Source organism: Janthinobacterium sp. KBS0711 (assembly GCF_000988085.1).
In the GTDB taxonomy this organism is placed as follows: domain Bacteria; phylum Pseudomonadota; class Gammaproteobacteria; order Burkholderiales; family Burkholderiaceae_D; genus Janthinobacterium; species Janthinobacterium lividum_E.
In genome coordinates this window covers 765,325-777,391 of sequence record NZ_LBCO01000035.1, presented here as the reverse complement: position 1 = coordinate 777,391, position 12,067 = coordinate 765,325, and the positions used below count along the sequence as shown (strand labels likewise).

The 12,067-nt window shown below is 60.7% G+C and carries 10 protein-coding genes; 5 read left to right on the top strand and 5 right to left on the bottom strand.

The genetic code is table 11. The features are described 5' to 3' along the window. Window positions 1-221: 221 nt before the first annotated feature. The gene (locus VM94_RS26630) at window positions 222-1,217 is read left to right on the top strand and encodes an acyltransferase (RefSeq protein WP_160309322.1); all 996 of its coding nucleotides are present in this window, start codon (window positions 222-224) and stop codon (window positions 1,215-1,217) included. A gap of 116 nt (window positions 1,218-1,333) precedes the next feature. Here VM94_RS26630 and VM94_RS26625 read toward each other — a convergent pair whose 3' ends face one another. After that, window positions 1,334-2,230 carry a sulfurtransferase gene (locus tag VM94_RS26625; protein WP_046686121.1) on the bottom strand — a complete coding sequence of 299 codons (897 nt, stop codon included), beginning with the start codon at window positions 2,228-2,230 and terminating at the stop codon, window positions 1,334-1,336. A gap of 137 nt (window positions 2,231-2,367) precedes the next feature. Here VM94_RS26625 and dnaE point away from each other — a divergent pair, with 137 nt between their 5' ends. Then, window positions 2,368-5,907, top strand: a complete 3,540-nt coding sequence (dnaE, locus tag VM94_RS26620; protein WP_235433025.1) for a DNA polymerase III subunit alpha — start codon at window positions 2,368-2,370, stop codon at window positions 5,905-5,907. Window positions 5,908-5,970: 63 nt separating this feature from the next. Here the strand turns inward: dnaE and VM94_RS26615 are convergent, their stop codons facing one another. The 4 genes from VM94_RS26615 to VM94_RS26600 all read right to left on the bottom strand — a co-directional run bounded on the left by VM94_RS26615 (window position 5,971) and on the right by VM94_RS26600 (window position 8,829). Continuing rightward, window positions 5,971-6,201 carry a DUF6139 family protein gene (locus VM94_RS26615; RefSeq protein WP_046686119.1) on the bottom strand — a complete coding sequence of 77 codons (231 nt, stop codon included), beginning with the start codon at window positions 6,199-6,201 and terminating at the stop codon, window positions 5,971-5,973. Window positions 6,202-6,319: 118 nt separating this feature from the next. Further along, window positions 6,320-7,318 carry a VirK/YbjX family protein gene (locus tag VM94_RS26610; RefSeq protein WP_160309321.1) on the bottom strand — a complete coding sequence of 333 codons (999 nt, stop codon included), beginning with the start codon at window positions 7,316-7,318 and terminating at the stop codon, window positions 6,320-6,322. A 46-nt stretch (window positions 7,319-7,364) separates the two neighbouring features. Continuing rightward, the gene (locus VM94_RS28650; RefSeq protein WP_046686118.1) at window positions 7,365-7,919 is read right to left on the bottom strand and encodes a universal stress protein; all 555 of its coding nucleotides are present in this window, start codon (window positions 7,917-7,919) and stop codon (window positions 7,365-7,367) included. A gap of 88 nt (window positions 7,920-8,007) precedes the next feature. Next, window positions 8,008-8,829, bottom strand: coding sequence for a MipA/OmpV family protein (locus tag VM94_RS26600; protein WP_046686117.1), 822 nt, complete (start codon window positions 8,827-8,829; stop codon window positions 8,008-8,010). Between the two features lie 158 nt (window positions 8,830-8,987). Here VM94_RS26600 and VM94_RS26595 point away from each other — a divergent pair, with 158 nt between their 5' ends. From VM94_RS26595 to VM94_RS29285, 3 genes are all read left to right on the top strand, one after another. Then, a complete protein-coding gene (locus VM94_RS26595; RefSeq protein ID WP_046686116.1) occupies window positions 8,988-9,674 on the top strand; it encodes a response regulator in 687 nt (228 codons plus the stop codon). Beyond that, window positions 9,671-11,059, top strand: a complete 1,389-nt coding sequence (locus VM94_RS26590; RefSeq protein ID WP_052755951.1) for a sensor histidine kinase — start codon at window positions 9,671-9,673, stop codon at window positions 11,057-11,059. Before VM94_RS26595 ends, VM94_RS26590 begins: the two co-directional genes overlap by 4 nt. 118 nt (window positions 11,060-11,177) lie before the next feature. Further along, on the top strand, window positions 11,178-12,067 hold an 890-nt coding region (locus VM94_RS29285), incomplete at its 3' end, for an MASE1 domain-containing protein (RefSeq protein ID WP_235433024.1).

The window sequence follows — 12,067 nt, the reverse complement described above, 5'->3', positions numbered from 1 at the left end:
TTTCTCAAATGCAATTAATTAACGTAAAATTACTATCTGAATCTAATGCCTTTAATGTAACCTCTCAGTATAGCGGTTTTGCACGCGAACGTCCAAGCAAGAGCTGACGCGCGAATGAATATCCGTATCAGTAAAGCGCTTTTGTCAGTTTTGCATGTTATTGACATTCTGTAATAATAGTTTTCTTGAAGAATGGGATAAGAATGGACCGAAGAGTTAGCTTGTTGCGTATCGTTGCGTGTTTTATGGTGATCTTATTGCATGTTTCAGCAGAGAATTTTCATGCTTTCGGAGAAAAGTGGTGGGCAGCCAATTTCTATGACTCACTGACGCGTGCATGCGTACCGATATTTTTCATGATTAGCGGCGCTAACCTATTATCGAAGGATGAGACCCTTGGCACCTTTTTTCGTAAGCGCTTCTTAAAAATCATCCCGCCATTAATATTTTGGTCATGTTTTTTCCTATGGTGGCTAGCGTATAACGGTGTGATAATTGGCAGCTGGGATGCGTGGGTGGTGAAAATTCTGAGTGGCCAGACAATGTTTCATCTGTGGTACTTGTATGCCCTCGTTGGTCTGTACGCCTTGGTGCCAGTATTACGCAAGTTTTACCAGCATAGCAGTAGGAAAGAGCATCTGGCTTTCATCTTGCTCTGGTTCGCGGTCGCTTCGGTCTACCCAACCATCATGGCGTTGCGGAATGATACGCAATGCGGAAGCTTGCAGTTGGGGTTGCTTGCTACGCAGTATCATCTGACATACTTTGGCGGATATATTGGCTATTTGTTGCTTGGTGCTTATATCGCTGATAGCCGTGGCAGCATCATGGCAGGGTTGGCCATTTTTTTCAGTTGCTCCGCCGCCACTATGGCCGTTACTTATTTGTGGTCACGACACCTGGGTGGACCTTGTGAATTTTTCTATATTTACCTGTCGCCCTTGGTCGTAGGAGCCTCCTATGGCTTGTACACAGCCTTCATGGGGATGAAGCCAGGCGTGCCGTCGCGCTGGGTCGTGGCCATATCCGACTGTACCTTGGGAATTTATTGTATACACATCTTTATGATCGACCCCATTTTTAAGGTGCACGCTATTTCAGCGACGATAGGGAATCCATGGGTCACTTCTCTGACTACTTCTATTGGCGTGTTCACCGCGTCGTTCTTGCTTATTTATATACTGCGACTGATTAAACCTTTACGATATATTACGTAAAAGAATTGTTCGCTTGGTAGGAGCTTTGCCTGTAGACGCAAGAATGGAACGAGTCTGGCATTTAAGAAACGGTCTGCGGTACCAGGCAAGTACTGTCCTACCTTCTGTGCCCGGTATTAGACGCTATGCTTGCCGTAGCAATGCGGGCAAGACACTTCATACACATATTCCGGCGCCAGTTGCTGGCGCGGGGTGACGACGGCGCGGCAGACGAAACACTGTACCGTTTCCGTCGGTTCCAGTTTCGGGTTCAGGGCCGTGCGGTAGTCGAACACGAAGCAGTCGCCAGTGTAGTGCTCGCCGCCCACTTCTTCGAAATACTTCAGGATGCCGCCGTCGAGCTGGTACACGCTGTCGTAGCCGATTTCCTTCATGTGGATGGCGGCCTTTTCGCAGCGGATGCCGCCCGTGCAGAAGGTGACGACGGTCTTGCCTTCCAGTTCATCCTTGTGGGCGGCGGCCACTGCCGGGAATTCCGTGAACTTGTCGATACGGTAGTCGAGCGTGTTGTTGAACGTGCCCACATCCACTTCAAAGGCGTTGCGCGTTTCCATCATGACCACGGGTTTGCCCGCATCGTCGACGCCGGCGTCGAGCCAGCGCTTCAGCGTGTGCGCATCGACGGACGGGGCGCGGCCCAGTTCCGGCTTGATCAGCGGCATGCGCATGGTGATGATTTCTTTTTTCAGCTTGACCAGCATGCGCTTGTGCGATTGCTCGTTCGACAAGCTTTCCTTCCATTCCAGATCGGCCAGACGCTCGTCGCTGCGCACCCAGGCGAGGAAGTTGTCGATATGCTCGCGCGTGCCCGACAGGAACATATTGATGCCTTCCGGCGTCAGCAGGATCGTGCCCTTCAGTTCCAGCGCCAGGCATTGCTCCTGATACAAGGGACGCATGGCTTCCGTATCGTCGAGCGTGATGAATTTATACGCGGCGATATTGACAAACGTGGCGGCCAGCGGGCTGACGGCGGCGGAAACGGCGGGTGTTGCTGGGGTGATGGCTTGCATGATGGCGATCGGCTTAGACTGAACAGCCGATATTATAAGCCCGACAGGCCAGGCAGGATACCCGGTCCGCACGCGCGACGCGGTAGAATAGACCCCATTGAATTTTGCACGAAACGGTACACAGGATGGAAATGGTAATGCAAGAGGCCGGCGCTCCGGCAGGTTCACAGCAAGCGATGCAGCCCGGTCCTGCTTTCGTCCATTTGCGTGTGCACTCGGAGTACTCGATCGTCGATGGCCTGGTGCGCATCGACGACGTGGTCAAGGCGGCGGCGAAGGACAAGCAAGTGGCGCTGGCCGTCACCGACCTGTCGAACCTGTTTGGCATGGTCAAGTTCTACAAGGAAGCGCGTGGCAAGGGCATCAAGCCCATCGTCGGCGTCGACGTGTGGATCACGAATGACGACAACCGCGAAAAACCGTCGCGCCTGCTGTTGCTGGCGAAGAACCGCATGGGCTATCTGCAACTGTGCGAACTGCTGTCGACGGCCTGGCTGACGAACCAGTACAAGGGGCGTGCCGAGTTGCGCATCGAGTGGCTGCAGGCGCTGGCGACGAATACCTACGACTTGTACCCGGGCGAAAGCGCGGCCAATGGCTTGATCGTGCTGTCGGGCGCGCACTTTGGCGATGTCGGTACCGCCATCGAGAATGGCAACCTGGCCCTGGCCGAGCGCAATGCGCAGCGCTGGGCCGAGATTTTCCCGGGGCATTTCTATATCGAAATCCAGCGTGGCGGCCAGGCCAACCAGGAAGCGCAGGTGCGCCATGCGGTGGCCCTGGCGGCCAAGCTGGGCCTGCCAGTGGTCGCCACGCATCCCGTGCAATTTATTTCCCCTGAGGAATTTATTGCCCACGAAGCCCGCACCTGTATCGCCGAAGGCGAAATGCTGGCCAACGCCAAGCGGGTAAAGCGTTTCAATGACAGCCAGCGCTTCCTGTCGCAGGCGAACATGGCCGAACTGTTTGCCGACTTGCCGGCCGCGCTGGCCAATTCCGTGGAAATCGCCAAGCGCTGCAATTTGACATTGACCCTGGGCAAGCCGCAATTGCCGAATTTCCCCACGCCGCCCGGCATGACGATCGACCAGTTTCTCGTCGCCGAATCGCAGGCGGGCCTGGAAAAGCGTTTGTTGCAGTTGTATCCCGATCCCGAGCGTCGTGAAAAGGAGCGTCCGCGCTACGAGTCGCGCCTGAAATTCGAGACGGATACGATTTGCAACATGAAATTCCCCGGCTACTTCCTCATCGTGGCCGAGTTTATCCAGTGGGCCAAGGAAAACGGCGTGCCCGTCGGCCCGGGCCGCGGCTCGGGCGCCGGTTCGCTGGTGGCGTACTCGCTGCTCATTACCGACCTGGACCCATTGCAGTACAACCTGCTGTTCGAGCGCTTCCTGAACCCAGAACGCGTCTCGATGCCCGACTTCGATATTGACTTTTGCCAGGAAGGGCGCGACCGCGTCATCCAGCACGTCAAGGATTTGTATGGCAAGGAGGCCGTCTCGCAGATCGCCACCTTCGGTACCATGGCGGCCAAGGGCGCGATCCGCGACGTGGGCCGCGTGATGGATTTCGGCTACAACTTCTGCGACGGCATCTCCAAGCTGATCCCGTTCAAGCCGGGCAAACCCGTGTCGATCGCCGACGCCATCGAAGAGGAACCGCTGCTCAAGGAGCGCCTGGAAAACGAGGAAGAGGTCAAGCAGCTGCTGGACCTGGCGCAGCAGGTCGAAGGCATCACGCGCAATATCGGCATGCACGCGGGGGGGGTGCTGATCGCTCCCGGCAAGCTGACGGATTTCTGCCCGCTGTACACGCAGGGCGGAGATTCCGGCGTCGTGTCGCAGTACGACAAGGATGATGTGGAGGCCGTCGGCCTCGTGAAGTTCGACTTCTTGGGTCTGACCACGCTGACCATTCTCGACCGCGCCGTGCGCTACATCAAGCAGCTTGATCCCGCGCAGGCGAATTTCGACCTGGCCACCTTGCCGCTGAACGACAAGCCGTCCTACGACTTGTTGACCAAGGCCAAGACCGTGGCCGTGTTCCAGCTCGAGTCGCGCGGCATGCAGGGAATGCTGAAAGACGCGCGTCCCGACCGTTTCGAAGACATTATCGCGCTCGTGGCTTTGTATCGTCCGGGCCCGATGGACCTGATTCCCGACTTCTGCAAGCGCAAGCACGGCGAACGCTTCGATTATCCCGATCCGCGCACGGAATCGATTCTGTCCGAAACCTACGGCATCATGGTGTATCAGGAGCAGGTGATGCAGATGGCGCAGATCGTCGGCGGCTACTCGCTGGGCGGCGCCGACATGCTGCGCCGCGCCATGGGTAAGAAGAAGGCCGAAGAGATGGCCGAGCACCGCGAGATCTTCCGCGCCGGTGCGGCGAAAGACGGCTTGACGGCGGAAAAGGCCGATGAGATCTTCGACTTGATGGAAAAGTTCGCCGGCTACGGTTTCAACAAATCGCACGCCGCCGCCTACGCTTTGCTGTCGTACCACACGGCTTACCTGAAAGCGCACCACACGGCCGCCTTCATGGCCGCCAACTTGTCGCTGGCCATGGACGACACGGACAAGATCAAGATCCTGGTGGAAGACTCGCTGGAAATCTGCAAGCTGACCTTGTTGCCGCCGGATATCAACGAGTCCGATTACCGCTTCATGCCGAGCGGCGCGCCGCCGTCCGTGAGCGGCAAGAAAGTCACGCAGATCCGCTATGGCCTGGGCGCCGTTAAAGGCTCGGGCCAGAACGCCATCGAAGCCATCATCGCCGCGCGCGAGGCAGGCGGCCCTTTCACGAGCCTGTTCGATTTCTGCAAGCGCGTGGACAAGAAACAGATCAACCGCCGCACCATCGAGTCGCTGATACGCAGCGGCGCCTTCGATTGCCTGAAGGTCGACCGCGCCATCCTGCTCGCGTCCGTCGCGTTCGCCATGGAATGTGCCGACCAGGCCGCCAAGGCGGCCAACCAGGTGAGCTTGTTCGGCGGCGACGACAGCGACATGGTGGCGCCGCCCGAGTACGTCAAGGTGCCCGTGTGGACCGATAAACAGCGTCTGACGGAAGAAAAGATCGCGCTGGGTTTCTATTTGTCCGGCCACCTGTTCGATTCGTATGCGCCCGAGGCGCGCCGTTTTGCGCGCACGAAATTGTCGGAATTGTCGCCATCGCGCGAGCCGCGCATGATGGCCGGCGTCATCACGGGCTTGCGCACGCAGATGACGCAACGGGGCAAGATCCTCATCGTCACGCTCGATGACAAGAGCGGTACGGTGGAAGTGACGGTGTACGGCGAATTGTTCGACGCCAACCGGAAAATCTTCAAGGAAGATGAATTCCTGGCCGTCGTGGGCAAGGTGTCGGAAGACCGTTTTTCGGGCGGCTTGCGTATCACGGCCGAGAGCGCCTTCGACATCATCGCCGCGCGCGTGCAGTATGGCCGCCAGCTGGGCCTGACCTTGCCGGCCACCCTGGATGCCAAGCGCATCCGCGACGTGATCATGCCGCACCGTGCGGAGACGGGCTTGCCGATCGCCGCGCGGGTCAGCCCGCAAGGCGTCAGTTGCGTGCTGCAGTTCGGGGATGAGTGGAAAGTGGCGCCATCGGATGAATTGCAGATGGCGCTGGAGCAGATGCTGGGTGCGCAAGAGGTGGCGGTCGAATACTGACCGGCACCGCCCGGCGCAGACAACAAAGCCAAACCGCAGACATGCTGGTTTGGCTTTTTTCGTTTACATGTCTTTCAGGCCCGTGATCGCATAGCCTTTGGCGGCGATCTGCTGGTGCGGCTGTTCGATATGGTAGTCGGGCAAGATCTCGGCATCGTCAGCCACTTCGCTGGCGCGTATTTCGAGCTGCCAGTCCGTATTGGTCACTTCTTCCGGAATGAGCTTTCCTTCCGGCACGGCGAGGTAGGAAAAAATGCCGTCGTGCTCGGCCCGGCGGTAGATGTCTACACGCATGACTTGCCTCCTAGTAAACGTTGGGGGAACCGGTGCACCGCAGTGCATTCCGATAGCGCTAGCGTAACAGGATTGTGCCGTGCACGGGTTGTAGCGTGTGCCGCAAGAGCGGGGGCGCTCAGGCGATAGCGGAAGCGTAGTCGTCGTCTTCGTCGAGCATGGCCGATTGCCGCACCGCGCTGGCGGCCGTGGCGCCTGCCGTGACGGCTTGCACCAGGCTGCGATGGGCCTCGAGGCCGCTACGCAGGCTGGCGATCATGGCCAGTGTCAGTTCGTGGCGCTTGCGTGCTTCCGAGCGTTTCTTTGAAGGAATTTCTTCCAGCGCCAGCGAGGGCAGGTTTTCGCACGCTAACTCAAAATCCCCGTCCTGGCGCACTTGCGCGCCCAGTTCTTGCCATATTGCATTGTAGTTGGCGAACAAACGGCCTTTCTTGGCGGAGTGGTGCACGGCGCGGTTGATATTGCCGACAAGCAGCATCTTGCGGCAGCCGTGTTCGTATCCCAGCTGGCGCACCAGGCGCACCATCAGGCTCTTGGGGCGCATGCCGTGCAAGTCGCGCGTTGCTTCGCGCACGCGGTGCGCGCTGTCCTCGCCCTTCGGGCCTTGCAGGCAGCCGATGCGCATGCCCAGGGTGGCGCGCAGCTGGCTGCCGAAGAAGGAGAAGGCGATCGAATACAGCACGTCGTCGTCATGCATCAGTTGCAGCACCATCTCGCCTTCGCGGTCCATCGGGTGCAGCGAACACAGTTGCAAATGGTAGGGCGCGCCCGATTTGCCCGCCACCGTGCACAGGCGCACGGGGCCGTGCGCCGCTTGGCTCATCAGCCTGCCCCAGCCTTGCTGCAAGATGAAGTGGTAGTGCTCGGTCAGCAATTCCACGCGCTGCTGGCAATTCAAGGTCAGGCTCAGGTAAGGGCGGTAGACCTTGTGGATCATGTGCGGATAGGCTTGCACCAGATCATGAAACACCGGATGCGAGTTCAGCAGTTGTAGCCAGTGGCGGGTTTGGCGCTGTTGCACGCGGGCGCGCAGATGCAGCTTGAGCATTTCGCGCCAGCGGCGCATGCCGCTGGGCATCGCCATCAAGCCGTCAGACAGGGTAATAGTTGGCATCATCGTGCGCATGTCCATGATAAAGGGGAAACGTCGAAGCCGTTTCGGCTCAGACGGGTACCGGGCTGCTGACGCCCTCGTGGTTTGCCAGCAGGATGGTGGTGCCGCGGCTGCCACGCGCCAGCTTGCCGGCCAGGCCGCCCGAAAAATGGCGCGGCCAGCCGCCGTGCCTGTGCGCTGGCAAGACCACTTCATGGCAACCCAGTAGCTCGGCTGTATCGAGTATCGTAAACAGCAGTTCGCCGGCGAAAATGTGGGTGCTGTAGGCGATATGAGAGCGGCTCAGGTAGAGTCCCGCCTCGTGCATCATGTGCTGCGTGGCCAGGTCCAGCGCAGGGCACTCGCTGGCGCCATGCAGGGGCAGGTCATCGGCACAGCGCCGTGGCGCCGCGGTCACGTGCAACAGGCTGACGCAGACTTTGATGCCCCATTCCTGCAAGCGCCTGGCGTAGCGCGCGCCGTAGATGATGTCGCTGGCGCGCTTGACGGGCAAGAGCAGCAGCAAGGTATCCTGGCCCGGCTTGCCGCAGGCGCCCGCGGCGCTGTCCGGGGCGCGGTGGTGTTGCGTTGCGGGGCGCGATGCATGCATGGAAGGGATGGCCATAGTCGGAAAACCATGTCATCTTATGCATGCCATCACCCCCTGTAAATTGGCGAAACAGCGTACGGGTTCCCCTTATGCCAGGCCTGTTTTAATAGCGGTAGGTGACGTACACGGCGCCGATCGGCGAGGTCTTGCGCTGCACGATGGGGCTCTTGGCCGCGTCGCCCAGGCGGCTCTCGACGCCGATCAGCGTATTGACGCCCCAGCGCGCATCGATGCGGTGCTCCCAGTTGACGGTGGCTTGCGCTTCATAGAAACCGGCCTTGGGCGTGTATTGCTTGAACGAGGTATTCGCGGCCTGGGTGGCCGTGACGCCATACATGGTCTGCACGTACTTGCGCTCGCCCCAGGCCAGCTGGCCGCCGATGGTCACGCTGTCTTTCTGCATGCCCTTGGCATCGGACCTGCCGTAGACCTGGCCCGTCGCTTCGAAATGCACATTCGCGCCATTTTCGCGGTTCGACAGGGGAATGTCGCTCGACACGCTCAGCGACAGGCCCGGCAATGGCGAGTAGCCCACGCTGAGCAGGGCGCTGGCGTTGCCCTTGACTTCGCCCATGCCTTTCAGATAGTCGCTGCCGCCCCAGCCGTTGGCGCCATTGCGCTTGTGGTCTTCGCGGTTGCCGCGGTAGCCCAGCGCCGCGCTGTAGCTGAGGGGGCCTGCCTGGCCGCCATAGCCGACCCCGCGCGACGTGCTGAAGAACAGGCCATTGGCCATGGCGTAATCGAGGATGATCAGCGGCGAGGCCGACAGCTTGTCGGCGCCGGAATAGCTGGACACGGCGGCGACACCGCCGCCGATGGTGAAGACATTTTCCGCAGCCGGTTCGGCCGCCGCGGCAGCCAGGGGATTCAAGCTCAGGCCGCAGGCCAGTGCCAGCGAGGTCAACAAGGTTGTAGATGCGTGCATGGAGTTTTCCGTCAGGTGGAGAACCGAGTCCGGAGGTGGCTCGATTGACTGCCGACAGTATCTGTCCTTGCCATGAAGGAAAAATGAGCCTTTTATTAAGATTGCATGAAGACGGGTTCTTTACCCTTTCTTCAGCTTGCGGTGGTTTAATACTCACCATGAAGATACTGCTGATTGAAGACGATATGGACCTGGGCAACGGCGTGCGGATCGCCTTGCGCGACCAGGGCATGCAAGTGGTCTGGGTGCGCAGCCTCGAGGATGCGGCGCGCAGCATCGAGCACGACAGTTGCGAACTGGTGCTGCTGGACCTGGGCTTGCCCGATGGCGATGGCCTCGATTTGCTGGCCCGGCTGCGCGCGGCCCGTTTGCCCGTGCTGATCCTCAGCGCCCGCGACACGCTGGAACAGCGCTTGCGGGGCCTCGATGGGGGCGCCGACGATTACCTGGTCAAGCCCTTCGTGCTGGCCGAGCTGCTGTCGCGCGTGCGCGCGCTGGCGCGCCGCAGCTATGGCTTCGACGGCGACACCATCGAGTTGCGCGGCCTGCTGCTGCAGGTGCCCACGCGCCGTGTCAGCGTGCATGGCCGGCCGGTGGAGCTTACCGCCAGTGAATATGCGCTGCTGAAGACCTTGCTGATGCGCGCCAACCGGGTCATCACGCGCCGCGTGCTGGAAGAACACATCCTGCCCGGCGGGCTGGCCAATGCCAGCAATACCCTTGATGTGCACATGGGCAACCTGCGCCGCAAGATAGGCGAAGGCTATATCCGTACCGTGCGTGGCGTCGGCTATGTCATCGACCAGCAGGGCGAAGCGTCCACTGCGCCGGGTACTGGCGCATGATGGGGCGTTTCTGGGCCATGCTGCGCCGGCCTACCCTGGTGCGCCGGCTGATGATCGCGCAAATGCTGATGCTGACCATGGTGTGGAGTCTGGCCGTGGCGTATGTGCTGGTCGAGGGGGCGGACGAAGCAAGCAATGTGAGCCGCGGCGTCCTGCACGCCATTATCAGCGTGGCCGACAACCTGGCCGAGCAGCCGCAGCGCCAGGAACAAAGCTTGCGCGCCATCGACGAAGCCTTGCGCGAGGAGTTTGAAACGGGGCGGGTGCCGGAACTGGCGCCGCGCATCCTCGTTTGGCGCGAAGGCAAGCTGGTCTACAAGTCGCCCGATGCGCCCAGCGGTATCCGCAGCGCGGGCCCGGAGCAGATGGAAGTGGTGTACGTCAAGGGCCAGGCCTGGCGCAGCCGCAGCCTGGCCGAGGGCAGCACGCGCGTGACGGTGCTGGAAGCGGGAGGCGCCTGGCAATTGTTCATCACGATCAATTCACGCGGTTACTACCTGCTGCCATTGCTGATCAGCCTGCCGTTCCTGCTGGTGCCGGCCTGGCTGTCGATCCGCCTTGCCATGCGTCCGTGGCGCAAGTTGGCGCAGGAGGTGGCGGCGCGCGGGCCGCAGGATTTGCGGCCGCTGGCCTTCAAGCCGCCGCATGGCGAACTGGCGGCGCTGGTCGACAATATCAATGCGCTGCTGCAGCGGGTCGATGCCAGCGCCGCGCGCGAACGCAGCTTCATCGCCGATGCCACGCATGAGCTGCGCACGCCACTGGCGGCCATGCGCGTGAATGTCGAGGCCTTGCAGAGCCAGGTACATGATGCGCGCCAGCAAGAACTGCTGGACGGTATCTTAAACAGTGGCAACCGGGCCGCGCGCCTGGTGGGCCAGTTGCTGCAGCTGACGCGCAGCGAAGTGCAGGCGGGCGCGGGCGAGTTGCCGCGGCGGCAGGCGCTCGATACCTTGCTGCAAGACCGCCTGGCGGCCCTGTCCGGACTGGCCCAGGCGGGCGATATCGAGCTTGAATTGCAAGCCAGCGTCTCGCTCAGTGTGCCCGGACAGCGCGAGAGCCTCGTTTCGCTGATCGACAACCTGGTGGAAAACGCCATCAAGTACAGCCCGCGCGGCAGCAGCGTGACGGTGTCGCTGCATGCGGAGCGGGGCCAGGCCGTGTTGCATGTGGCCGACCAGGGACCGGGCATCGCGCCGGCGCTGTATGACCGCGTGTTCGACCGCTTTTTCCGCGCGCCGCAGCAGGTGCAGCCAGGCAGCGGCCTGGGCTTGTCCATCGTCGCTTCCGTCGTGCGCCAGCACGGTGGCACGATTCAGTTGCACAGCGGAAATGGCGGCCTGGGCTTGCTGGTGGAGGTACGTTTGCCCTTGGCCGTAGCCTGACCGCGCTGGCGCGCCTTGCGATATTGCATGAAAATTATTTCATGTGCACATAACGCAAGATGGCATGGTGTGGCGCACGCTTGCGATGCATAATGCGGGACAGTTAAAAAACACCGTTATGCGCCCACTCCTGTCCCGCTACCTGCCGTATCCCGCCTTTGTCGGCCTGTATCTGCTGTTTGACTGGGCCACGTATATCGACCCGATGTACGGGCTGAACATCACTCCGTGGAATCCCGATCCCGCGCTGGGCCTCGTGTTTTGGCTGATCCACGGCCGCAAGGCGGCGCTGCCATGGTTCATCGCCCTGGTGGCCGGCGAGGTGCTGGTGCGCGGCATGCCGGCAGGCCTGCCTCTGACCCTGCTCTGTTCGGCGTGGCTGGTGCTCGGCTATGGCGGTATCGGCGCAGTCCTGCGTCGCAGCTTCAGCAGCAGCGACATCTTCGACAACCGGCGCCGCCTGAGCGCCTGGGTCCTCATCGTGCTGCTGGGCACCACGCTCAATGCGCTCGGCTATATTTCATTGCTGTCGCTCACGGGGCGCATACCGGCCGGCGAGTGGGGCACGGCCGTCTGGCGTTTCGGCATTGGCGACACGGTCGGCATGCTGGTGTCGATGCCGCTGATCTGGGTGCTGTTCAGCGAGCGCGGGCGTGCGCGCCTGCACGCCGCCGTCTGGCGCTGGGAAACCCTGGCGTACCTGGCCCTGGCCAGCTTCGTGCTGTGGAGCCTCTTCGGTTCCATCGTGCGCTCCGAATACAAGCATTTCTATTTCCTGTTTCTTCCCGTCATCTGGGCCGCCTCGCGCCAGGGATTGCATGGCGCCATGCTGGCCGTGTTTGTATTGCAGCTATGTATCATTACCTTGGTGAAATGGACGCATGCCGTCGATATCCAGTTTTATGAATTGCAACTGCTCGACGCCGTGCTGGCGCTGGTGGGCTTTTTTATCGGCATCGTCGTCGATGAAATGCGGCAAGTGGCCGATGAGCTGAAGCACACGTTGCG